Raw genomic sequence first — 22,774 nt, forward strand, 5'->3', positions numbered from 1 at the left:
CGCCGATGACCGTCGAGGGGGAGAAGAAGACGAGCCGGACGGGACCCGCCCGGCGGGCCGTGGTGGGGCGGCTGTCCTGGGGGCTGGCCGACCAGGCGGCCTCCAGCCTGTCCAACTTCGCGGTGGGCATCTACGTGGCGCGCTCGCTGGGGCTGACCGCGTTCGGCGTGTTCAGCCTGGCCTGGGTGACGTACGGGGTGGTGCTCAACGTCTCCCGCGGGCTGGCCACCGACCCGTTGGTGGTGCGCTTCAGCGGTGTGCCGGAGGCGTCCTGGCGGGAGGCGGTGGCCCGCTCGTCGGGGACCGCGCTCGGCGTCGGTGCCGTCATCGGCGCGGTCTGTCTGGGGGCCGGGCCGGTGCTGGGCGGAAGCCTGGGGGCCGCGTTCGCCGGCCTCGGCGTCGTCCTGCCGGGGCTGCTGCTCCAGGACGCCTGGCGGTACGCGTTCTTCGCCGCCGGCGAGGGCCGCAAGGCGTTCGTCAACGACGTCGTGTGGGGCGTCGCGCTCGTCCCGGCGATGGTGGTGGCGGCCCGGGTGGGCACCGTGACCGCCTTCCTGCTCGCCTGGGGCGGGTCCGCCGCGGTGGCCGCCGGGTACGGCTGCCTCCAGTCCGGCATCCGGCCCCGGCCGGGCGGATGGCGCGTGTGGCATCGCGACCACAGCGACCTGGGCTACCGGTACCTGGTCGAGAACGTCGGTGTCAGCGGCTCGAGCCAGCTGCGGGCCTACGGCCTCGGCGTGGTCGTCGGCGTCGGCGCGGTGGGCGTGATCCGGGGCGCCGAGCTGCTGCTCGGGCCGTTCCTCGCCGTGCTGATGGGGCTGTCGCTGGTCACCGTCGCCGAGGCGGCGCGGGTGCTGCGACAGGCCCCGCGGCGGCTCGGCGCGTTCTGTCTGCTCCTCGGCGGCGGGCAGGCCGTCGGGGCGCTGCTGTGGGGCTCGGTGCTGCTGCTGGTGCCGGACCGGCTCGGCGAGCTGGTGCTCGGCGGCGTCTGGCACGCCTCCTCCGAGCTCATCGTGCCGGTCACGCTCGGCGTCGCCGGCGCCGGCCTCGGCACCGGCGCCGCGGCCGGGCTCCGGGCCCTGGCCGCGGCCCGGCGCAGCCTGCGCTGCCAGCTGTTCGCCTCCGCCTGCTACGTCGTCGGCGGGATCGGCGGGGCGGTCGTGGCCGGCACCGCCGGCTCGGCCTGGGGCGTCGCCGCCGCGTCCGCCTGCGGCTCGGCCGTCTGGTGGCACCAGCTGCGGGCCGGACTGCGCGAACACCACCACACCATCCCCGAAGTGAGGACACCGTGAGCACGCAACCCCGGCTGAGCATCGGCCTGCCCGTGTACAACGGCGAGGAGTACCTCGCCGAGGCGTTCGACGCCCTGCTCGGCCAGACCTACGAGGACTTCGAACTGGTCGTCTCCGACAACGCCTCGACCGACGGGACGCGGGACATCTGCCGCGCGTACGCCGCGAAGGACTCCCGCGTCCGCTACATCCGGCTGCCGAGGAACATCGGCGCCGCGCCGAACCACAACTACGTCTTCACCGAGTGCCGCGGCGAGCTGTTCAAGTGGGCCTCGCACGACGACCTGTACGCCCGGGACCTGCTGCGGCGCTGCGTGGAGGCGCTGGACGAACGCCCGGAGGTGATCCTCGCGCACAGCGGCCAGGCGGTCATCGACGGCGACGGCCGGGTGAAGGTGCCGTACGAGTACGCGCTCGCCACCGACTCGCCGCACGCGCCCGAGAGGTTCCGCAGCCTGCTGTTCGAGCCCGGCGGCGACGACTTCTACGGGGTGATGCGGGCGGAGGTGCTGCGCCGGGTGAAGCCGCACGACAGCTACCACCACGCCGACCGCACGTTCGTCGCCGAGATCACCCTGCACGGGCCCTTCCACCAGGTGCCGGAGCTGCTGTACTTCCGCCGCGACCATCCCACCCGCGCCGAGCGGGCGAACCCCTCCAAGCGCGCCCGGTGCGTCAACCTGGACCCGCGCCGGGCGGGCCCGCTGCACCCCACGCCCCGGCTGCTCGCCGAGTACGTCTGGGGCTTCGTCTCGGCGGTCCGGCGGGCGCCGCTCTCCGCCGCCGACCGGCGCGCGTGCTACCGCCATCTGGCCGCGTGGATGACCAGCCGGGTCCGGCCCGGCGCCGGTGAGCGGGTCGAGGACCGGGCCCCGGTCGACCCGGAGCGCGTGGAGGTGTCCGTCGACGCCCTCGTCGCCGGCCGTGAGGGGAGGCGCGCGTGACGGCCCCGCGTGTAGGGGTGTTCGGCCTGCTCGGCGCCGGCAACGTCGGCAACGACGGCTCGCTCGAGGCCGTACTGGGGTATCTGCGCGCCGAGCACCCGGAGGCCGTCGTGGACGCCCTGTGCGGCGGGCCGGAGGCCGTCAGCGCCCGGTACGGGATCCCCGCGGCGCGGCTGAACTGGTACCGCGGGGAGTACCGGACCGCGGCGCGGCCGGGCGCGGTCGCGGGCAAGGCGCTGGGCAAGCTCGTCGACGTGGTGCGCACGGCCGCCTGGGCGCGCCGGCACGACGTGGTGATCGTGCCGGGCACGGGCGTCCTGGAGACCACGCTGCCGCTGCGGCCGTGGGGTCTGCCGTACTCCCTGTTCCTGCTGTGCGCGACCGGGCGGCTGGTGGGCACGCGGGTCGCGCTGGTCGGGGTCGGCGCGGGCGCGATCCGCAGCCGGCCGACCCGGGTCCTCACGCGCTGGTCGGCGCGGCTGGCCGGGTACCGGTCGTTCCGGGACACCCTGTCCCGCGACGCGATGCGGGCGATGGGCGTGGACACCACGCGCGACGGGGTCCACGAGGACCTGGTGTTCGCCCTGCCGGCGCCGCCGGCGAGCACGCCCCCGGATCCGCCGGGCACGGTCTGCGTGGGCGTCATGGACTTCCACGGCAGCAACGACGAGCGCGCCCGGGCCGGGGAGATCCACCGCCGCTACGTCGACGGGACGACACGCTTCGTCCGTGCGCTGGCCGAGGAGGGCAGGCCGGTGCGGCTGCTGACCGGCGACGAGCTCGACCTGCCGGTGGCCGACGCGGTCCGCGACGCCGTGGCCTCGCCGCTGGTCACCGTCGCGGAGACGGCCTCGCTGACCGACGTGATGAAGGAGACGGCGGCCGCCGACGCCGTGGTGGCGACCCGGTATCACAATCTGATCTGCGCGCTGAAGACCGGTACGCCGACCCTCGCACTCAGCTACTCCGCGAAGAGCGACACGCTCATGGACCGCATGGGCCTGGGCGCGTACTGCCACCCTGCCCGCGAGATGGACGCCGGCCGGCTGCTCGGACAGTTCCGCGAACTGGAGCGGCGCTCGGCGGAGTTGCGGCGGACCCTCGCCGAGCGGAACGCGGCCGCCGCCCGGCGCGTGGAGGGCCAGTTCGCGGAGCTGTCGGCCATCCTGTTCCGGTCGGCCGCTCACGCCCCGACCCCGAGAGAGGTTCCATGAAGGCGACCGAAGTCCCGGAGATCACCGGCGCATACCTGTTCGAGCCGACGCCGTACGCCGACGAACGCGGCTTCTTCTGCCGCACCTTCGACACCGAGGTGGTCCGCTCGGTGGGCCTCGACCCGGGCGCCTTCGTCCAGGACAGCCTGTCCCGCTCGGCCCGGGGAGTGCTGCGCGGGCTGCACCTGCGCTCGGGGGCCGGCGAGGCCAAGCTGGTGCGCTGCTCGTACGGGAGGATCTTCGACGTGGTCGTGGACCTGCGGCCGGACTCGCCGACGTATCTGGGCCGGGCCTTCTTCGAGCTGTCCGGCGAGACCCAGACGACCCTGTACATACCGGCCGGGTGCGCGCACGGCTTCCAGGCGCTGACCGACCCCGCCGACACGTCGTACCGGATCGACCGCCCGCACGATCCGGCCGAGGACGTGACCATCGCCTTCGACGACCCGGAACTCGCCATTCCCTGGCCGCTGCCGGTCACCACGATGTCCCGGCGGGACCGGGAGGCGCCGGGCCTGGCCGAGGTCCTCAAGCGCGAGGGGAGCTGAACGCACCGTGCAGAACGAGGAGTTCGCCCTGCCCCGCTCCCGGGCGGTCAACGAGCGGCTGCACGCCCTGATCCCCGGCGGCGCGCACACCTACGCCAAGGGGGACGACCAGTATCCCGAGGACCTGGCCCCGGTCATCAGCCACGGCCGCGGCGCCCACGTGTGGGACATCGACGGCAACCGCTACGTCGAGTACGGCTCCGGGCTGCGGTCGGTCAGCCTCGGCCACGCCCACCCCCGGGTGCTGGAGGCGGTACGGCGGGAACTGGGCCGCGGCGGCAACTTCGTACGGCCGTCCCTCCTGGAGGCCGAGGCGGCGGAGCGCTTCCTGGCCACGGTGCCGACCGCCGAGATGGTGAAGTTCGCGAAGAACGGCTCCGACGCCACCACCGCCGCGGTGCGGCTCGCCCGCGCCGCCACCGGGCGCCCGCGGGTGGCGGTCTGCGCCGACCACCCGTTCTTCTCCGTCGACGACTGGTTCATCGGCACGACAGCGATGAACGCGGGCATCCCCGCAGCGACCACCGAACTGACCGTGCCGTTCCCCTACGGCGACCTCGCCGCCACGGAGAACCTGCTCACCCGGTACGACGGCGAGATCGCCTGCCTGATCCTGGAGCCCGCCACCCACACCGAGCCGCCGCCCGGCTACCTCGCCGGGCTGCGCGCCCTGGCCGACCGGCACGGCTGCGTCCTGGTCTTCGACGAGATGATCACCGGCTTCCGCTGGTCCGAGGCGGGCGCCCAGGGCCTGTACGGCGTCGTCCCCGACCTCTCCACCTTCGGCAAGGCGCTGGGCAACGGGTTCGCCGTCTCCGCGCTGGCCGGACGGCGGGAGCTGATGGAACTCGGCGGGCTGCGCCACTCCCGCGACCGGGTGTTCCTGCTGTCCACCACGCACGGTGCCGAGACCCACGCGCTGGCCGCCGCGATGGCCGTGCAGGCCACCTACGGGGAGGAGGGCGTCACCGCGCGGCTGCACGCCCTCGGCGAGCGGCTGGCCGCCGGTGTCCGGGAGGCAGCGGCCGCGATGGGCGTCGGCGACCACGTCCTCGTGAAGGGCAGGCCCAGCAACCTGGTCTTCGCCACCCTCGACGAACAGGGCCGGCCGTCCCAGGAGTACCGCACCCTGTTCCTGCGCCGGCTCCTCGCGGGCGGTGTCCTGGCCCCGTCGTTCGTGGTGAGCAGCGCCCTCGACGACACGGACATCGCCCACACGGTCGACGTGGTGGCCCAGGCCTGCGCGACCTACCGGAAGGCCCTGGACACCGGCGATCCCACCCCGTGGCTGGGCGGCCGCCCGGTGAAACCGGTGTTCCGCCGACGCGCGTGACGCGCCATCAGCACGGCCCCCCTATCGGCTCTTCGGGCCTCGTCCTCAAGCGCCGGACGGGCTGAAATTCAGCCTCTCGGCGTTCGAGGAGCGGCGGTCCTGACCCTACGCCGGCGTTCACCCGGCCCGGACACCGCGTCAGCGGCCGCGCGGACCCGGCAGGCCGCCAACGGCGGGCCGGCACCGGCGCGACGCCGACGGCCCGCCCGGACCCGCGCGGCGCCAACAGATGTCACACCCGCGCGGCACCGGCGCGACGGCGACGGCGACGGCGACGGCGACGGCCACCCATACCCGGGCGGCGGTTTCGCCCCCCCGGGTGGGACGCCGACGGCCGTCCGCACCTGACCCGGCGTCAGCGGTCGTTCGGGGTCGGTGTGGTGGGCACGGGGTTCTGGCGGGAGGCGTGGGGTCGGTTCAGGAGCCAGGCGGTCGGGGGCGTCACCGCCAGGGCCGTACACCAGCCGCCGATGGTGTCGGTCGGGTAGTGGGAGCCCAGGACGACCTGCGCCCAGCCCATGGCGGCGCCCGCGAGCAGCGCCGCGGCGAGGACGAGTGACGTGCCGGCCGGCCCGCCGAGGCCGCGCCGGCCCGCCGCGATCAGCGCCAACGCCAGGACGAACGCGGTGAGGAACGCGGTGTGCCCGCTCGGATAGGCCAGGTGCCCGTCGTGGATGGTGCGCCCCACCAGGGGCTTGGCCACCTTCGTCGCCCCCACGGCCGCCCCGGTCGCGGCCACGACGAGCACCGCCGCGCGAGGACTGCGCAGCAGCAGGCACCCCGTCACCGCGGCCCCGACCAGCAGCGCCGCCCCCACGGGCTCGCCCAGGAAGTCCGTGGCCAGGGCGACGTTCCGCCAGGACGGCCCGGCGCCCTCCAGCACCGTCCGCACCCGCGCGTCCGCCGCGCCGGGCTCGCTCTCCCCCGCGGACAGCACGCCGAGCAGGACGGCCACCAGCGCGCCGAGCACCGCCGCGGCCCCCAGCCGCACGCGCGGCCGCCGGTCCGGTCCGGCTCCCCCGTCACCGCCGGTCACGGCGCCACCTCCGCGAGGTCGAGCGCGGCGAGTTCGGTGAGCAGGCGGACCACGTGGGTGAGCGGGTCGTCGGGCGGCAGCGGCAGGGCGTCCAGCCGGTCCGCGCTGTCCGCGATCTCGTCCTTCCCGAGGTACCAGGCGGCGTGCACCGCGTCGAGCAGCATGTGGGCGGCGCGTGCCGGAGCGCCGCCCCCGGCCGGCCCGGTCGCCCCGGCCGCCCCGGTCAGCAGCCGGCGTGCGGTACGGAGCAGTCCGCGGTGGAACGCCGCGGCGGCGCGGACCCGGACGGCGCGCACGGTCAGGTCCGGGTCGCCGGTGCCCGCGGCGCCGCGCCGGGCGAGCTCGTCCATGCGGTCGATGTCGCCCTCCTCGGCGATGGCCTCCGCGGCGAGCACCAGCCGGCGGGCCCGGTCCGCGGCGGACTCCGTGAGCTGGGCGGCCCGTTCGTAGGCGGCCGCCGCGGCGGCGTATCCACTGCGCTCGGTGGCCCGTTGGGCGGTGCTCTCCAGTTCCGCCGCCACCTGCTCGTCGGGGCCGGTCGCCACGGCGGCGTGGTGCCAGGCGCGCCGGTCGGCGTCCACGGGCCGGTGCAGGGCCTCGGCGAGGGCCGTGTGCACCACGTGGCGGAGGCTGACCGGCGCCGCCTGGTAGACGGCGGACCGCACGAGGGGGTGGCGGAAGCACACGGTGCGGTTGTCCACCCGGAGCAGTCCCGCCGTCTCCGCCGGTACGAGATCGGCGGGGCGGCAGCCGAGGGAAGCGGCCGCGCGCAGGACGACGTCGCGGTCTCCGGTGTCCTCGGCGGCCGCGACGAGGAGCAGGTGCCCGGTCGGCTCGGGCAGCCGCCGTACCCGGTCGAGGAACGCCTCCCGCACCGCGTCGGTCATGGGCAGGACCCCGCCCGCGGCGCCCGGCCGGCCGGCGGCGAGAGCGGCCGGCAGTTCGAGGAGGGCGAGCGGGTTGCCCCGGGCCGCGGCCAGGACCAGGTTCCGGTGGGCGGGCGACAGTGTGGCGGCGTGTTCGGCCAGGAGGCCGGACGCGGCGGACGCGTCGAGTCCGGCCAGCGGCAGGTGGGCCAGTCCGGGCGCCTCGAATCCGTCGCGGGCGGTGATGATCAGCGCGGTGCCCTCGGCGTCGAGCCGCCGCGCGGCGAACAGCAGGGCCTCGGCGGACGCCCGGTCCAGCCACTGCGCGTCGTCGACGAGGCACAAAACGGGTCCGCGGTCGGCGAACTCGGCCAGCAGGGACAGGACGGCGAGGCCGACGAGCATGCGGTCGCCCGGTTCGGCCGGGGCGAGGCCGAAGGCCCCGCGCAGGGCACGCGCCTGCGGCGCCGGGAGGGCGTCGGCGCGGTCGAGGGCGGGCCGCAGCAGCAGGTGCAGGCCGGCGAACGGCAGGTGCGCCTCGGACTCGATCGCGGTGCCGCGGATGACCCGCATCCCGTCGGCCGCCGACGCCGCGTACTCCATCAGCGCGGTCTTGCCCATGCCCGGCTCCCCGGTGATGAGCAGACAACCGCTGCGACCGGTACGGCAGTCCGTCAGCGAGCGGTCGATGACCGATATCTCGTCACTCCGTCCGTGCAACACGTGGTGAGCGTACTCAAGCCGGCCGCGGATCCCGGTCCGGATTGCCGGGGCGTGACGGATTCCGCTCCCGGTCACCGGCCTTAGCGTGAGGGACACGAGCACGGCGTCCTCGACGCCGTACGCACCGACACGACCTCGCCAGGAGCCGGACGTTGACACCCGATCCCATGACTCTCCACCCCCTGCCGGCGCACGACAGGGTGGTGTTCCTCAAACCGCTGATCGGCTCGCCGAAGATCGTCGTGGGCGAGTACACGTACTACGACGACCCGGAGGGCGCGACCGGCTTCGAGCACCGCAACGTGCTCTACGCCTACGGCCCCGAGCGGCTGGTCATCGGCAGGTACTGCGCCATCGCCATGGGCACCCGGTTCCTGATGGCCGGTGCCGAGCATCCGACGATGGGCCCCTCCACCTTCCCGTTCACCATGTTCGGCGGTGCGTGGGCGGAGCGGACCCTCGACCTCGTCACCGGCATGCCGAGCCGGGGCGACACCGTGGTCGGCAACGACGTCTGGTTCGGCCACGGGGCCACCGTCATGCCCGGCGTCCGCATCGGTGACGGCGCGATCGTCGCCGCGGGGGCGGTGGTCACCGCGGACGTCCCGCCGTACACGGTCGTCGGCGGCAACCCGGCGCGGCCGATCCGGCGCAGGTTCGACGACGCCGACGTCGACCGGCTGCTGCGGGCGGCCTGGTGGGACTGGCCGGCGGAGCTGGTCACGGAGCACGCCCGCACCATCATGGCCGGCACCCCGGCCGACCTCGCCCGGATCGCCGCCGAGCACGGACCGGGCGCCGCGTGACCGACACGGCACCCGGCGCCGTACACGCACCACAGAGCCGTCCGCCGACGGCGCCCCCGCCCGCGCCGGCCCCACACCGCCGCCGCCCCGGCCCGGGCAGCGGCACGACCGCCCGAGAGGACCCCATGCCCCCCACGCCCCCCGACCCCGGCGCCGAGTTCGACCGGCAGGTCCGCACCCTCGTCGCACGGGACTGGCCGACGACGGCCGGCCTCACCGAGGAGGAGTTCACCGCCCTGGTCGCCCCCCTGCGCGACCTCGCCGCCGGCGTCGCGCACGGCGCGTGGGAGCCGGCGGCCGGCCGCATACCCTTCCTCCTCGTGGTCACCCGGGACGTCGTCCCGATCGAGCACACGATGACGCGCACCACCCTGCACGGCAGGAGCGAGCCCGGCTTCGTCGACCGGTCCTTCGAGCCCGGCGCCCTCGAACGGTTCGTCGCCGTCGAGGAGACCGGCCTCCCCGGCCCGCGCGCCTATCTGCTGTGCGACGTGGAGCGCGGGGAGGAGTTCTGCGGCGCCGTGCCCGCCGACGCGCTGGCCGCCATCGCCGCCAGGGGCCGCACCCCGCTCACCATCGAGGAGGGCATCGCGCTGATCACCCACTTCCCCGAGGCCCTGGTCAAGAACAAGTGCTTCTCCCTCGGCGGTTCACGCTGCGGCAACCGCCGCGTCCCGGCGATCTGGATCAGCAGGCACGCCCCCAGACTCGGCTGGTGCTGGGAGGGCAACCCCCACACCTGGCTCGGCATGGCCTCAGCCGCCTCCCGCCGCGCCGCCGGGGAACGGTAGGGCCGTCACTGCCCTCGCGGCGCGTCTCCCCTGCGGTCGGGCCCCGTCGCCGCCAGTGAGCCGAGCAGGCGGAGGGCGTCCGCGGTCCGGGTGCCCTCCTGGGCGTGGTAGACGATCAGCTGCTGGCCGGGGGCGGACCGTACGTCGAAGGTCTGCATCCGCAGGGCGAGCTCGCCGACCTCCGGATGGTTCAGGCGCTTGACGGCGTCACTCTTGCCCCGGGCGTCCCGCCTCTTCCACAGGCGGGTGAACTCGCGGCTGCCCTCGGAGGCCTTGCGCAGGACCTCCTGGATGCGCGGGTCGTCCGGGCGGGCGCCCTCCAGGAACCGGAACCCGGCGACCGCGTTGCCCGCGGCGTACTCCCAGTCCGCGTAGAACTGCCGCACCGACGGGTCGAGGAACATCGTCAGCAGCAGGTTCGCGCCGGGCCGCAGATGGGGGAAGACGGCCCGTCCCAGGGTGTTGGCGGCCAGCACGTCGTAGGCCCGGCCCAGGACGAGCGCCGGGGTCCGGTCCCACATCTCGGCCATGGTCAGCAGTTCGGGGTTGGCCCGCTCGACACCGCCCTCGGCGCGCTGGGACGGGGCCATCCCGGCGATCCGGTACAGGTGCAGCCGGCCGTCCTCGTCGAGCAGCAGCGCGTCGCTCAGCGCGTCCAGGACCTGCGGCGACGGCCTCCGTTCCCGTCCCTGCTCCAGCCGCAGGTAGTAGTCGACGCTGATCCGGGCCAGCATCGCGACCTCTTCGCGGCGCAGGCCGGGGACACGTCGTCGCCCGTCCTGGGGCAGACCGACTTCGGACGGCGTCACCTGGTCGCGCCGGGCCCGCAGGTAGTCACCCAGTTTCGAGGTGGTCATGCAGTTCAGCGTAGGCCCGTCGTTCCCGGTCAGCCTGGTCCCCGTGCACCCAGGTACGGGCCCGGCAGGGGCCGCCTTCGGCTACCGCTGAGCGCTTTTCGGACAACCGGCACCCGTTCGGGTGAGGGGAGCCAACCGGGAGGGGGTCCGGCCCGTCTCCCGATCCGGGCAGCGCGGCCCCGCCCTCGAGCCGGGCCGCGCTGCCCGCTCAGGTTCCGCACGGAACGCCACAGCCGGAAACACGAGGACCGATGACCAGATTCTTCCAGCAGGGCCGGCCCAGCAGCCGCCTGACCCGCCCGTCCATCGCCGCCGCCGCGGCCATCGCCGTGACCGCGGGCGTCGTCGCCGCCGCGCCGGACGCGAAGAGCGACGAGGCGGGGCCGAAGCTCAGCCTGATCGCCGCCTCCACCTCGGTGACGCTCGACTCGTGGAAGGAGGACCCCGGGGTCTACCTCGACCTCGGCACGTACCTCACCTCCGAGAACGGCGCCCTCGAGTTCCGGGTGAACCGCACGTCCTACAAGGACCCGGTGGTCATCGAGCAGAGGATCCAGGACGGGAAGAAGACCCGGACCAGGACGCTGCCGGCCGGGCTCGTGAACGACTTCTCCGGGCTGCCGGACTTCACGCGGATCACCCTCACCGACGCGGCCGGCGAGAAGGTGCTGGAGAGAACCGAGACGTTCTGCCCCAACAACGCCTCCGGACGGGTCCGGCCCGACGCCCCCGCCAACTCGAAGTATCCGCAGAGCTGCCCCACGAACCCCTTCACACTCGGTTCGGTGTGGGGCGTCGAGAACGGCTGGGCGTCCAACACCTACAACGCGTACTACGGCGAGCCGGTCGAGCTGGCCCCCGGCACCTACACCGCCGAGATCGGCGTGGCGGAGAAGTACCGCGACCTCTTCGGCATCGCGGACGAGCCGCAGACCGTCAAGGTGGTCGTCCGCGAGCGCAGCTGGGAGGACGAGTCCGGGGGCTCCGTCGGCCGCGGCGCGGTGAAGTCCGCCGCCTCGGCACACGGCGCGCACGCGCACCACGCGGGCCACGCGGACAACGGCCCGCACGCGCAGCACGGTGCTCCCCCGGGCACCCCGGAGGCGCCCGCGGCCGAGACGAGCGGCGCCGGCCCCTCGTACAACGAGGGCCACGGCCCCTACCCGGCGGCTCCGCCCGCACTGCCGTGGGCGCTGAAGCGCTCGTCCCTCGGACGGCAGGCCGCGGGCGCCGCCGAGATGGGTGACGGCCCCGGGCAGACCGACGGTTCGCGGCAGGCGCCGGCCGCCCGGCCCAACGCCGAGCGGCCCACCGGCAAGGCCTCCGTGCCCGACGTCCCGAAGCCCGACCTGCGCTCGCTGCCCGCCTACGGCATCACCGTCAGCGACGGCTACGAGGAGGACCCGGACAGGGACTACCTCGCCTTCAGCGCCAACGTGTGGAACGCGGGCCCGGCCAAGCTCGTCGTGGACGGCTTCCGCTCACCGGGCAAGGACGTGATGGACGCCTACCAGTACTTCTACGACGCCGACGGCACGCAGGTCGGCTACACCCCGACCGGCGGCATGGAGTGGGACCCGCGTCCCGGCCATGAGCACTGGCACTTCCTGGACTTCGCCAGCTACCGGCTGTTGTCGGCCGACAAGAAGGAGACGGTGCGCAGCGGCAAGGAGGCGTTCTGCCTGGCCAACACCGACGCCGTCGACTACACGGTGAAGAACGCCGCCTGGCACCCGGACAACACGGACCTGTCCACCGCGTGCGGCGAGCAGAACTCCATCTCCGTGCGCGAGGTGCTCGACGTCGGCTCCGGTGACACCTACACGCAGGACCTGCCCGGCCAGTCCTTCGACATCACCGACCTGCCGAACGGCACGTACTACATCCAGGTTCTCGCCAACCCGGAGAACCGGCTCAAGGAGACCGACCACGACAACAACAGCGCGCTGCGCAAGGTCGTCCTGGGCGGTGAGAAGGGCGCCCGCACGGTAACGGTTCCGCCGCATTACCTGGTGGACGCCAACTGACCCACCCGTGGCAGAAGGGGCGGCTCCGGGGTCCGGGACCGGCCGGAGCCGCCCCGGCCGCCGGAAGGCCGTGCCGTGTCACAGGCCCGGGGCACCCCAGAGCGGGAACCACCGGCTCAGGTCCTGCTCGATCCGCAGGTCGTCCCTGAGTGCGGCCCTGACCTGGAGTTCCAGCGGATGGTCACGCTTGTTGCCGGGCAGCGGGGCGAACGGATAGAAGCTGCCGCGCTTGTAGAGGTAGACCAGTGCGAGGGGCTGCCGGCCGGCCCGGAAGGCGACCAGCGAGCAGAGGAGCTGCGGGCCGAAGCCGGCGTCCTGCAGGGTGGTGTTGACCGCGTGCAGATCGCTGACCAGGGCGGGCAGATCGTCCGGGGAGCGGCGGGAGAGCAGCCAGGCGTAGCCGTAGGCGTCGCGGCTGAACTCCACGGGGGCGTCACCGCGTTCCGCGTCGGCCTCCAGAAGGGCCCGTACCTCCTGCTGGACGCGCGCGAAGGCGCCGCCCTCGATCGCGGCGAAACAGACCGAGCCGGCACCGGTCGGGGTGAGGCCGAGGGCGGCGTGCAGGGTGATCGCCGCCGAGGGCAGGGCGAAGAGCTGGTCCAGATCGGGCCGGGCAGGGGTACTGCGGCCCAGCAGGGTGTCCCAGAAGCCCACGGTCGCGCCTCCTCACTCAAGCGTCCCGCCCGTGTCGCTGCCGAGCTCCGCGGAGAGCTCCGCGAGCGCCTCCAGCCGGCGTTCCAGGGTGGGGTGGGTGGAGAACAGTTTCGCCATCGTCGTACCGGGTCCGAGGGCGGGGGTGAAGAAGAACGCGTTGAACGCCTGGGCGGTCCGCAGGTCCTTGGTGGGGATGCGGGCGATGTCGCCGCTGATCTTGGTCAGCGCCGAGGCCAGGACGGAGGGCTTGGCGGTCAGCAGGGCCGCGGCCCGGTCGGCGGCCAGCTCCCGGTAGCGGGACAGGGCCCGGATCAGCAGGAAGCTGATGGCGTACACCAGGGCGGAGACGGCCATGACCGCCAGGAACACGGCAGCGGTGTTCTGGTCCCGCTGGTTGCGTCCGCCGAACAGCTGGGAGTAGAAGGCGAAGCGGACGACCAGTCCGGCGATCACCCCCAGGAACGAGGCGACGGTGATCACCGCCACGTCGCGGTGGGCGACATGGGAGAGCTCGTGCGCCACCACCCCTTCGAGCTCCTCCGTCTCCAGACGCCGCATGAGCCCGGTGGTCACACAGACCACGGCGTGGTCGGCGTTGCGGCCGGTGGCGAACGCGTTGGGCAGGTCCATGTCCGAGACGGCGACCCGGGGCCTGGGCATGTCCGCGGTGGCGCACAGCCGGTCGACGATCCCGTGCAGCACAGGCTGTTCCGCGGGCGTGACGATGCGCCCGCGCATGGCGTAGAGCGCGATCCGGTCGGAGTACCAGTACTGGGCGGCCAGCACGGCGGCGGCGATGACGATCACCAGGACGACGGACTTCAGCAGCGCGATCAGCGCGGCGACGAACGCCACGTACAGCAGGCCGAGCAGGAACATCGTGACGGCCATGCGGGTGGTCAGCCCCCGGTCGGGTGCGAAACGGCTGCGCATCGTCACCTCCGTCAGCCCGGGAACGGTGAAGGGCCGAGTGGTCCCGGCACGGCGGCCTCCCCGCCGTACAGGTACCTCTTCCATTGTCCCCGCGGGATCCGCGCACGGCAGTTCGAACGTGCCGTGCACAGAGTTCCCGCTGGTCAGGGCATGCACCGGCAGCGGGGCTCCAACCGTTGGCGCGGAGTGCGGCAGGTGCCTAGTCGCCGAGCGCCGCGTCCATCTCCTGCCTGAGGTCGCTTCCGGCGGGAACGATCCGGACGTACAGACCGGTGAGCCGTCCGGCGAGTTCGGCGTTCAGACCACCGCGTCCGATGGCGCTGCGGACCTGGTGGTGCGGAACGGCAACGACGGCCCGCTGCCGATCGATGAGGATGCCCGTCGGCTCCGCGTAGACCAGCGCGTTGACCAGGAGCGTGCGCTGATCGCTGGAATGGGCGATGACCTCGAACTTCTCCTCGCTCCTCCCTCCTGACAGCAGACGCTGGGCACCCCGGATCCGCTCGGCGTCCCTTCCCACGAAGGCTCCCCGGACGCTGGAGGCCGGCCGGGTGGGGGCGGCGGCGATCTTCGTGAGCGCTCCCGCGACCCGGGCGATCCGGGTGATCACGACGTCGCCGGTCGTCAGCTCCGGCACGAACCCGGCCAGAACGCGCTCCACCAGGTCCGGTGAGGTGAGGGAGAGCGTGAGGGCTCCGTCCCACGGCTCGTCGAGGACCAGCGCGACCACGTGGTCGCCCTTCGTCAGGCGCGAGAACAGCTGGTTCCTGGGGGACTCCCAGAATGCGTGCGTCGGCAGGACCGCCTGGTGCGCCTGCCCGGTGACGGGATCGTAAACGGTGCACCGGTACGCGTCCGGCGTCCGGCCGGTGATCCGCGCGGTCACCGCCGTACCGGGTCCCGGGAGGCGGCCGCCGGAGTCGTTCAGGATGAACGCGGCCCCCTCGTCCGGCGTCAGGCCGAGGGTGTCAGCGGCGAGCCGCACCAACCCGACCTTGCCCGGATAACAGTGTCTGCACGAGACCCGCCCCTGAGAGGTGACCTTCAGGACCGCGTCCCCGTGGTCACCCCGGTCACGGGGGCACGTCCACACCGCTCCGTCCTCCGACGTGCCCCCGAGTCGGCGCAACAGCACGCCGGGGTCCGAAGCGTTCGCCTCCGCGATACGCCGGTTGAGCGGCGACAGCGCGGGCACCGGCATCACCTCCGTCATCTCCCTGCCCTTCACGGCCTCTTTGCGGAACCGGTCCGCCGCCTTCCTGATCAGCTCCAGATCGATGCCCTGGTCCTCGGTCGACTTGCCCACCGGCGGGGGCTCGGTTCCGGTGGACAGGACCGGCAGCCGCCACTCGGTGTCCCCCCTGGCCCGTAGAGCCGCGACCCTGGCCAGCATGGTCAGGGCAGCCGCCGCCGAGTCCGGCGGAACCATGCGCAGCCGTGCCGCGTAGCGCACCGCCCTCAGGGTGGTCTCGTCCAGTCGCGCGTCCGGGTCGGCGGCGAAGGGCACGGTGGGCATACCGTCCGCGGGTGGTCCGCCCGCCTGGGCCCAGGGCAGATGCGCCTCCGGCCGTGCCACCTCACCGATGTGCTCCGTGAAGAGCTGGAGGCCGGCCATGTCCAGCGTGCCGCCATCGGCGTGGGCGTCCACCCACCGGTGGGTGAATCCGACCACCGCGGTGTAGACCGGCAGGGCGGCCGCCCGTCCGGGTGGAGCGACGAAGACAATCCTCGCGGCCACGTCACTCGCCGACAGACCGCCCGCCCGCAGCGCATCCGCCGTCTGCGGGTTCGGGTTCGCTTCCGCCCCGGCCGCCCACGGGATCAGCACCTCCTTCGCCGCCATGCCGGGCGGCACCGGCGGCGAGTGGGGGGTCCGGATGGCGAGGTCGTACCGCGGCGGCGGGGCGGCGGGCGCGTCCGGCAGCGGCACGCCCAGCCGGCGCATGACCCGCTCGTCCACCCAGCTGAGAGCGCGTTGACCGGCGTCGATGTGCTCCTGGCCGTCCGGGTGGGGCAGCCAGGCGAGGAAGCTGGGCGCGGTACCGCTCAGCTCGGCCAGGCGGCTGGAGATCGCCCGGGTGGTCCGCAGGAGCTGGGGCGGCGGGATCGCTCCGAGGAGGATCCGGCGCGTCCCTTCGGCGAAGTCGAACTGCCACTGCTGGGGCGGCCGGCCAAGATCGCCGACCCGGCGGAGCAGGCCGCTCAGAAAGACCTCCGCGATGTGTCCGGAGTCCACCGAGGAGCCCAGAGCCTGCCGGACGAGATGCATCGCGGGCACGGACAGCGGCGCGACCGCCGCCAGGTGCACCGCGACCCGGTACGCCTCCGTCGACGCGAAGGAGCGGAACCGCAGCACCTCGGAGTACGGCTCCTGGGGAGGCCGAGGGCGTGCGGCGCTCGGCGCGTCGGACGGGATGCTCCGGGGCGCGGGCGCGGGCCCGAGCAGCGGAAGGAGCGCGGTGGTGCCCGCCGAGCCGACCAGACGGGTCCAGGCCGCCACCGCGGCGGGGGTGGGGGTGAGGACGGGGACGGGCGTGCCGTCGAACGGCCGCAGGTCGGGAGGCAGTACGGGATCCCTGATGTCCCACGTCGCGTTGGCCGCCGCCTGGCGGCGCGAGATCACCTGCCACGGTTCCGCGCGGATGCCGGTGCCGGCCCACATCCTCCGGGGAAGCGTGTGCAGCACGGCGACCGGGCTCACCTCGGCCAGCCGGTCGAGCAGATGGTGCATGCGGCCGTCCCGCCAGGCTCGGCCCACTCCGTCGCTGACCACGATCAGCAGCGTGCGGCCCGAAGGGTCGGCGACGGCGGAGGGCGGGAGCGTCGCGGGAGCCGTGCCGAACGGGTGGTGGCCCAGCAGGGGCCCGTCCGGGCTCCGGGTGTCCAGGCTGAAGGTGTGGACGACACCGAACGCACCGCTGCGTTCCATGAGGAGCCGTACCTCGGTGGTGAGGCGTTGCCAGGGCAGCATGGACACCCCGTCGTCCACGAGGATCGCGAGATCGAGCCCGCGTCGGCCGGCTGGCCGCAGCACGACGTCGGGCAGCCCGGTCTCGGCCATGGCTGCCACGGTCCGGGGAATGTCGAGTTCGAGGCGGCGCGGATCCGGCCGGGGCATCCGGAGCGGGCGCAGCGCGCGCCCGAGGGCGAGTTCCGCCGTGCCGAGGGCCTTCTCGCCGGGAGGCCGCACCGACAGGGCCGGGGCTCGCGGGGGCACGGCGACGGCCCGGTCGGGGTCCGGAACGGGAGCGGCACCGCCCCGCAGGGCGCCTCGACCGCGCCGGGGCCGCCGGAAGGGGCCGGCCGAGCGGGTGTACCGGGCCTGACCGCCGGCCGTCGGCGGCACCGGCGATTCGCCCTCGTCGCCTTCCTCCGGGCCATCGTCCCGCCGTGTCCCCAACACCCGCGCCGGCGCGCCGGCGGGGGCCGACGGCAGCCGGGTGGCCAGCCAGAGGGCGTCGAGGAGTTCCTCGCTCGACAGATCCGCTCCGCAGTCGGCCAGGACGTCCCGCACCCGCTCGAACATGCCCGGTCACACCGTCCCGCTGAGGCGATGCAGTACGGCGTCCAGGAGACGCTCGGCGTCCAGGCCGACCCCGCCAAGGCGCAGGAAGACGGCGTTGAGCAGCTGGTCGGTGGCCAGTTCGCCGCTCGCGCGCCTGGCCAGGAAGGCGCGCACGAGCTCATCGGCGGCTTCGAACCCCTCGTCGTCCGGCCCGTCGCCACCCAGGTGGGCCCGTACGATCTCCCGCAGCCGTTCCTCGTCCGGCTCGGGCAGGTCGAGCCTGACACAGCGGCGCAGGAACGCCGGGGGGAAGTCCCGCTCGCCGTTGCTCGTGATGACGACGACCGGGAACTCCTCGCACCGTACCCAGCCGCGCTCGACATCCGCCCGGCCCCCCGGGTCCCCCGTCACCACCCGGACCCGGTCCTGCTCCCCGGCCAGCCGGGCCAGCTCGGGGATTTCGAACTCGCCGTCCTCGAAGATGGTCAGCAGGTCGTTGGGCAGATCGATGTCCCCCTTGTCGAGTTCGTCGATCAGCAGAACCCGCGGCCGGTCCTCCGGGAGCAGAGCCGTCCCCAGCGGTCCCAGGCGGATGTAGGAGCCCACGTCCGGCTCCGCGGGCTCCGTGCCCTGCTCGCCGTGCCGGTCACGCCGTAGGCCCGCCTCGCGCAACCTGCCGATGGCGTCGTAGTGGTAGAGGCCGTCCTGCAGTGTGGTCCGGCTGTTGACCGGCCAGTGCAGTACCCGGCCCAGACCCAGCTCGTGGGCGATCGCGTGCGCCATCGACGACTTGCCGGTTCCCGGTTGCCCCGTGACCAGAAGGGGCCGTCGCAGCATCAGGGCCGCGCTGACCACGTCCGCCTCGTCGGGCCCGATGAGGTAGAGGCGCTCGCGCCGTCGTCCTGCCCCTGGCGCGGCACCGCCGAACCGGCGCCATGGCGGTGCCGGCGGGAAATCCACCTCGCGTACCCGGCCGTCACCCCGGAACAGCCGCCAATCGCCTCCGGCGTCGTTCGCAGTCACCTGGCAGCCGTCCTTCCGGAGTTCGTCATGTCGTCGGGGGGATCGTCGTAGTCGGGCGGCGTGGGGAGGACCATGTCCGGGTCGTCCCACACCACGGCGGGCCGTGCGGGGTCCGTCCTGTTGCCGTAGTACACGCCCTGCCGGAGCTCTTGGACCGCAGTCGGCAGATCCGGCAACGCCACGCCGCCGACGATGCCGTCGAGCCGCCGCGCGTGCTCCACGTGCGCGGCCTCACGGTCCCAGAGCACCACGGGGACGCCGAGCCCCACGCAGAGTTTCAGGAAGTCCTCGCGGAACTTCCGCCCACCGTGCAGAACGACCCATGGCGCGTCGCGGTGTCTATCCCTCAACTCATGGTGGACGATGCGCAGTTCGGTGCCGTCCTTGATGACGAGGGGGTCGGTGCGCCCGGCTGCCCACCGCCGCTCGATATCGGCGCGCCTGCCCCTCTCCCTCTCCATGTCCGGGAAGAACTCACGCAGTCGCATGGCCACCTGGTATTCCGCACCCAGCACCAGGCCGCTGTCGGTCGAGATCCCCAACGGGCCGAACGTCTCCTGCCCGGTGGACGCTGTCCAGCCGTCGACCGGCAGATGGAGATGCCGCGCTCCCACCACCACGTCGATCCGGGGAAAGCCGCCCTGGTCTCCGGCCAGCCTGTGGATCGTCCGCCCCAGCTCCTCCGCGGTGTACGGCCCGGCCGAAACGCCCGTCGCCTCCGGTGCCCGGCCCTCACTCACCCGCCAGAAGTAGCAGGTGTAGGGCTCGTCGACCGCATCGTTGCGGGACAGGTCGACGACGATCCGCGTCACCGGCCGACGCAGTGACCTGACCCACCGCGAGGCCTGCGCGCGATATTCGGCCAGGAGGGACGGGTCACGGTCCAGACGCCGGCCGATGTCGTCGCACCAGGCGTCCAGTTCACTCCTGATCGCCTTGTCGGTGACGGCGGCGGACAGGAAGACGGCCAGCCGGAGCAACGGCGGCATCATGTCCGCGCTGTCCCGGTCGAGATCGTCGACCGCCGCCGCCAGGCGCTCCTGCGGCACGGTGCCGTCGGAGACCCAGGCGGGCAGACGGTCGGCCAACTGCAGTACGTGACGGGCCGCCTGGCAGAGAAGGCGGGGCTGGGCAGTGTTGACGGGTGTCAACAGCGCGAGAAGCCTCTCGTGCTCCCCGACGGACAGGAGGCGGACGCCCTCCACCTCCCGTCCGTACGCCACCAGTCGCCTGACTGCCCTCCGGTGGTGTCCTTTGTCCTCGGCACTCATGCTCGACTCGCGCTTCATGAGCAACTCGTCCAGGGTCGCGAGTGCGCGTCCTTCGCTGAACAGGAGGGCTGCCAGTTCTTCTTCCAGGTGGAGGACGGCCATGGCCGGTTCCTCGGCGGTCATGTGCAGGCCGAGTCTTCTCGCCAGCCGATTCGCCGCAGTTTCCAGTTTGTCCTTGCTGTCGAACAACTCCCACAGACAGCCGACCGCGCCCTCCGGCACTTTGCCCGCGTCGACGACGGATTCGGACGCAGCGTTGAGCACGTCGCGCGCTCCCGCTCGGCACAGCTCGTCGCGGATGTGCTGCCACGGCACCGTCAGGGTGCGCCGCATCACCTGTCTGTCCGACGACAGCCGGTCGTTCATGACGTGATGGGTCACCAGTCCCACGGCCACCGTGGGATCGCGCTTCTTGAACAACGGACCGCCGCTGTAACCGTGCTTGATGGAGGCACCGCTGAGGTCGGCGTCGGCGTAGTAGTACCAGGTGTCGCGGGCTTTGACCCTGGTGTCGGCGAAGGTGCCGCGGTCACCACCGCCGTGGTACGCCCGCACCTCGAGCCATTCCGTCATGTCCTGCCACACCACAGCGGGCATCGATGGCGCGGCGGGCTCGTCGAGTTCCAGCACCGCCAGGTCGCCTTCCCCCCAGTTGCTCCCGGGACTCCGGCGAGGAGGCACCCACACCACCGGCCGGGCCGCGCTCCGATGGCTCTGCGCGCCCTGACGCAGCACGACGCGGAGACACGCGGATCGCGTCGGTGGCTCGGTGTCGGTCTGTTGTTCGCCCAGAGCATCGGCGACCACATGTGCGCACGTCAGAACGTAGCGCGGGGAGAGCAGTGCCCCGGCGCCGGCAGCGGACGACGCCCCGGCCTTGAACACCGATGCCAGCGTCGGCAGGTTGTCTCCCGATGGGCGGAACCACCCCATCCGTCAGGTCCCCTGCGTGTCGCCGGCGTCCCAGGTGGCCGAAACCGTCATCGTGGCATGGCCGTTCGCGCCCACGATGCCCAGTTTGAGGTCCTGCCCCACCTGGACCCCGAAGGTGACCGACACTTGCTGGGGCGGCTCGGGAACGCGGGTGACCGCATGGTGCACCTCCTCCAGCAACGGCCCCAGCGGGCTGAGCATGTGCCGCAGCCTTTCGGTGGCCACCACCGCGGCGCGCCCGCGCCGCGCGGACACCGGCGTCACCGTGCCGAAACCGTCCGGGAGATCCGGCGTGTCTTCGTCGTCCTCCAGCGGGCCGGCATCCGACGCGGGCTCCCCCACATCGGACAGCTCCAGCCGTAACACCGTCCCTGCCAACTCGACTTCAAGCGACTCAGCCATGAACACATTTTGTCCGACAGCACCATCACGTGGCCAGGAGATGCGAACAACGGTCCATGGCCGTCCGCGGGGAACGGGTGCCGGAGGTGCGGGCCGCACCCCCGGCGTCGGGAAGGTCAGCGTCGCAGGGTGAGGACGCCCGGCCGCCACGGCAGCCGGTTGTACTCGCCGCCCGCGTTCGGGTCCTTGCCCTGGTAGAGGAGTTGCAGGTTGCAGGGGTCGACGGTCATGGTCTGGTCGGGGTTGTCGCGGACCAGGTCACCGTGGCTGATGTCGTTGGTCCAGGTGGCACCGCTGTTCGCCTTGCCCGCGAAGGGGTTGCTCTCACTGGCGGCCTGCGGGGTCCACGACCCGCTCAGGCTGGAGGACGTGAAGGAGCGGAAGTAGCGCCCGTTCGCGCCCATCGCCTCGACGATCATGAGGTACTGGTTCTGGCCCTGCACCTTGTAGACCTGTACGCCCTCGAACAGGTTGGCCTTCGTGTCGCTCATGATCGTCGTGTACGAGGAGCCGAAGTTGCCGGGGAAGTTCCCGATCGGCATGCTCGCCCGGTAGATCTTGCCGTTGTCACCGGCGAAGAAGAGGTACATGTTCCGGTCGTCGGCGATCAGGGTCTGGTCGATCGGACCGGTGTCGGAGCCGGAGATGCTCCCGGTGAACAGCGGCTGCGGGGCGGACCAGCCGTTGGGGTCGGTGGGGTCGCTCGACGTGCGGTAGATGAAGGGCCAGGAGCCCCACTGGTAGGCCAGCACCCACACGTTCTTGGGCGCGAAGTAGAAAAGGGTCGGTGCCACCGCGGCCTGGGTCATCCCGGTCTGGCGGGCCGAGGCCATGTCCGACCAGTTCGTGAACGGGCTGAACATCATCGAGCCGTACGTCGATCCCGACACGTTCGACGCGTAGACCAGGTGCTTGCCGTTGTGCGTCACGGTGGTGAAGTCCTTCACCGCGGCCCACCCGTTCGCCGGCTGCGCCAGCACACCCGTCGAGTTCCAGCGGTACGCCGACGGAAGGGCGCACGTGTCGTCGGGCGGCGTCGTCCCGGACAGGCCCGACCACTGCTGGTTGCTGCCGCCGTTGCACGTCCACAGCTGCACCGCCGTGCCGTTGGCCGTGCCGTTGTCCTTCACGTCCAGGCACAGCCCGGACTCCACGCCGACAACCGTGCCGTCGGAGTTCACCCGCCACTGCTGGTTCGCGCCGCCGGTACAGCTCCAGATCTGCACCCGGGTGCCGGCCGTGGTGGCATGGCCGGGAACGTCCAGGCACTTGTCGCCGTACACGGTCAGGTCGCCGGCGTCGGTCCACGTCCACTGCTGGTTGGCCCCGTCCCAGCAGTCGTAGATCTGCAGATACGTACCGTCGGTCCGCTCGGCGCCCAGTACGTCGAGACACCGGCCCGAACCGGCACCGCGCAGGGAGCCGCTGGCGGCCGCCTGGGCCGGGGCGGCGGAGAGCATCGCCGCCAGCGCGGCCAGGGTGGCCACCAGGGCGGAGAGCGAGCGTTGTCGAGTCCATGACATTTGCATGCGGCGCGACTCCCATCGGGTTCGGTATGTCGAACATATGTCGAAGTGTCGAGCAGCCTGAATGATAGGGACCCGGCCAACGGCGTC

At 73.0% G+C, this 22,774-nt stretch carries 18 protein-coding genes; 8 read left to right on the plus strand and 10 right to left on the minus strand.

Features of this window, described 5'->3' with window-relative positions; all coding sequences use genetic code 11:
• Nucleotides 1–5: 5 nt before the first annotated feature.
• From AC5L3C_RS08620 to AC5L3C_RS08640, 5 genes are read left to right on the plus strand one after another with little or no spacing between them, the layout of a single operon-like run.
• A complete protein-coding gene (locus AC5L3C_RS08620) occupies nt 6–1,292 on the plus strand; it encodes a hypothetical protein (protein WP_493648173.1) in 1,287 nt (428 codons plus the stop codon).
• On the plus strand, nt 1,289–2,236 hold the full coding sequence (locus tag AC5L3C_RS08625; RefSeq protein WP_493648174.1) for a glycosyltransferase family 2 protein: 948 nt from the start codon (nt 1,289–1,291) through the stop codon (nt 2,234–2,236). Before AC5L3C_RS08620 ends, AC5L3C_RS08625 begins: the two co-directional genes overlap by 4 nt.
• Nucleotides 2,233–3,450: a polysaccharide pyruvyl transferase family protein gene (locus AC5L3C_RS08630; protein WP_493648176.1), complete on the plus strand. Its 1,218-nt coding sequence runs from the start codon at nt 2,233–2,235 to the stop codon at nt 3,448–3,450. The genes AC5L3C_RS08625 and AC5L3C_RS08630 overlap by 4 nt, the downstream gene beginning before the upstream one ends.
• The gene (locus tag AC5L3C_RS08635; protein WP_125503646.1) at nt 3,447–3,998 is read left to right on the plus strand and encodes a dTDP-4-dehydrorhamnose 3,5-epimerase family protein; all 552 of its coding nucleotides are present in this window, start codon (nt 3,447–3,449) and stop codon (nt 3,996–3,998) included. Before AC5L3C_RS08630 ends, AC5L3C_RS08635 begins: the two co-directional genes overlap by 4 nt.
• A gap of 7 nt (nt 3,999–4,005) precedes the next feature.
• Complete coding sequence (locus AC5L3C_RS08640) at nt 4,006–5,331, plus strand: glutamate-1-semialdehyde 2,1-aminomutase (protein WP_493648178.1); 1,326 nt, start codon at nt 4,006–4,008, stop codon at nt 5,329–5,331.
• Between the two features lie 355 nt (nt 5,332–5,686).
• On the opposite strand, the gene AC5L3C_RS08645 is transcribed toward AC5L3C_RS08640, so the two are convergent.
• Both AC5L3C_RS08645 and AC5L3C_RS08650 read right to left on the minus strand, forming a co-directional pair.
• Complete coding sequence (locus tag AC5L3C_RS08645; protein ID WP_493648180.1) at nt 5,687–6,367, minus strand: phosphatase PAP2 family protein; 681 nt, start codon at nt 6,365–6,367, stop codon at nt 5,687–5,689.
• Nucleotides 6,364–7,956: an AAA family ATPase gene (locus AC5L3C_RS08650; protein WP_493648181.1), complete on the minus strand. Its 1,593-nt coding sequence runs from the start codon at nt 7,954–7,956 to the stop codon at nt 6,364–6,366. Before AC5L3C_RS08650 ends, AC5L3C_RS08645 begins: the two co-directional genes overlap by 4 nt.
• Before the next feature lie 167 nt (nt 7,957–8,123).
• Between AC5L3C_RS08650 and AC5L3C_RS08655 the strand changes: the two genes are divergently transcribed.
• Together AC5L3C_RS08655 and AC5L3C_RS08660 are read left to right on the plus strand one after the other, a co-directional pair.
• Nucleotides 8,124–8,762: a CatB-related O-acetyltransferase gene (locus AC5L3C_RS08655; RefSeq protein WP_493648183.1), complete on the plus strand. Its 639-nt coding sequence runs from the start codon at nt 8,124–8,126 to the stop codon at nt 8,760–8,762.
• A 125-nt stretch (nt 8,763–8,887) separates the two neighbouring features.
• Nucleotides 8,888–9,553 carry a DUF5701 family protein gene (locus AC5L3C_RS08660; RefSeq protein WP_493648185.1) on the plus strand — a complete coding sequence of 222 codons (666 nt, stop codon included), beginning with the start codon at nt 8,888–8,890 and terminating at the stop codon, nt 9,551–9,553.
• A gap of 5 nt (nt 9,554–9,558) precedes the next feature.
• Here the strand turns inward: AC5L3C_RS08660 and AC5L3C_RS08665 are convergent, their stop codons facing one another.
• Complete coding sequence (locus AC5L3C_RS08665; RefSeq protein ID WP_493648187.1) at nt 9,559–10,410, minus strand: helix-turn-helix transcriptional regulator; 852 nt, start codon at nt 10,408–10,410, stop codon at nt 9,559–9,561.
• Between the two features lie 251 nt (nt 10,411–10,661).
• Here AC5L3C_RS08665 and AC5L3C_RS08670 point away from each other — a divergent pair, with 251 nt between their 5' ends.
• A complete protein-coding gene (locus AC5L3C_RS08670) occupies nt 10,662–12,437 on the plus strand; it encodes a lysyl oxidase family protein (RefSeq protein ID WP_493648189.1) in 1,776 nt (591 codons plus the stop codon).
• Between the two features lie 78 nt (nt 12,438–12,515).
• Here the strand turns inward: AC5L3C_RS08670 and pspAB are convergent, their stop codons facing one another.
• The 7 genes from pspAB to AC5L3C_RS08705 all read right to left on the minus strand — a co-directional run bounded on the left by pspAB (nt 12,516) and on the right by AC5L3C_RS08705 (nt 22,687).
• Nucleotides 12,516–13,091 carry a PspA-associated protein PspAB gene (gene pspAB / locus AC5L3C_RS08675; protein ID WP_493648191.1) on the minus strand — a complete coding sequence of 192 codons (576 nt, stop codon included), beginning with the start codon at nt 13,089–13,091 and terminating at the stop codon, nt 12,516–12,518.
• Between the two features lie 12 nt (nt 13,092–13,103).
• Nucleotides 13,104–14,024 carry a zinc metalloprotease HtpX gene (gene htpX, locus AC5L3C_RS08680; RefSeq protein WP_125510004.1) on the minus strand — a complete coding sequence of 307 codons (921 nt, stop codon included), beginning with the start codon at nt 14,022–14,024 and terminating at the stop codon, nt 13,104–13,106.
• A 199-nt stretch (nt 14,025–14,223) separates the two neighbouring features.
• Nucleotides 14,224–17,550 (minus strand): SAV_2336 N-terminal domain-related protein, encoded by a 3,327-nt coding sequence (locus AC5L3C_RS08685; protein WP_493648195.1) that lies wholly within the window; start codon nt 17,548–17,550, stop codon nt 14,224–14,226.
• Nucleotides 17,551–17,556: 6 nt separating this feature from the next.
• A complete protein-coding gene (locus AC5L3C_RS08690; RefSeq protein WP_493648197.1) occupies nt 17,557–18,552 on the minus strand; it encodes an AAA family ATPase in 996 nt (331 codons plus the stop codon).
• Nucleotides 18,549–20,756 carry a VMAP-C domain-containing protein gene (locus AC5L3C_RS08695; protein WP_493648199.1) on the minus strand — a complete coding sequence of 736 codons (2,208 nt, stop codon included), beginning with the start codon at nt 20,754–20,756 and terminating at the stop codon, nt 18,549–18,551. The genes AC5L3C_RS08690 and AC5L3C_RS08695 overlap by 4 nt, the downstream gene beginning before the upstream one ends.
• 3 nt (nt 20,757–20,759) lie before the next feature.
• Entirely contained in the window at nt 20,760–21,158 is a 399-nt protein-coding gene (locus AC5L3C_RS08700; RefSeq protein WP_493648201.1) for a CU044_2847 family protein, read from the minus strand.
• Between the two features lie 116 nt (nt 21,159–21,274).
• On the minus strand, nt 21,275–22,687 hold the full coding sequence (locus AC5L3C_RS08705; RefSeq protein WP_493648203.1) for a non-reducing end alpha-L-arabinofuranosidase family hydrolase: 1,413 nt from the start codon (nt 22,685–22,687) through the stop codon (nt 21,275–21,277).
• Between the last annotated feature and the right edge of the window lie 87 nt (nt 22,688–22,774).

This window comes from Streptomyces speibonae (assembly GCF_984686075.1).

Excerpts from the sequence above, each read along its gene's own strand:
- AC5L3C_RS08620 (WP_493648173.1), top strand. The coding sequence starts at position 6 with ATGACCGTCGAGGGGGAGAAGAAGACGAGCCGGACGGGACCCGCCCGG.
- AC5L3C_RS08635 (WP_125503646.1), top strand. The coding sequence starts at position 3,447 with ATGAAGGCGACCGAAGTCCCGGAGATCACCGGCGCATACCTGTTCGAG.
- AC5L3C_RS08655 (WP_493648183.1), top strand. The coding sequence starts at position 8,124 with ATGACTCTCCACCCCCTGCCGGCGCACGACAGGGTGGTGTTCCTCAAA.
- AC5L3C_RS08660 (WP_493648185.1), top strand. The coding sequence starts at position 8,888 with ATGCCCCCCACGCCCCCCGACCCCGGCGCCGAGTTCGACCGGCAGGTC.
- AC5L3C_RS08665 (WP_493648187.1), bottom strand. The coding sequence starts at position 10,410 with ATGACCACCTCGAAACTGGGTGACTACCTGCGGGCCCGGCGCGACCAG.
- AC5L3C_RS08670 (WP_493648189.1), top strand. The coding sequence starts at position 10,662 with ATGACCAGATTCTTCCAGCAGGGCCGGCCCAGCAGCCGCCTGACCCGC.
- htpX (WP_125510004.1), bottom strand. The coding sequence starts at position 14,024 with ATGCGCAGCCGTTTCGCACCCGACCGGGGGCTGACCACCCGCATGGCC.
- AC5L3C_RS08685 (WP_493648195.1), bottom strand. The coding sequence starts at position 17,550 with ATGTTCGAGCGGGTGCGGGACGTCCTGGCCGACTGCGGAGCGGATCTG.
- AC5L3C_RS08695 (WP_493648199.1), bottom strand. The coding sequence starts at position 20,756 with ATGGGGTGGTTCCGCCCATCGGGAGACAACCTGCCGACGCTGGCATCG.
- AC5L3C_RS08700 (WP_493648201.1), bottom strand. The coding sequence starts at position 21,158 with ATGGCTGAGTCGCTTGAAGTCGAGTTGGCAGGGACGGTGTTACGGCTG.
- AC5L3C_RS08705 (WP_493648203.1), bottom strand. The coding sequence starts at position 22,687 with ATGCAAATGTCATGGACTCGACAACGCTCGCTCTCCGCCCTGGTGGCC.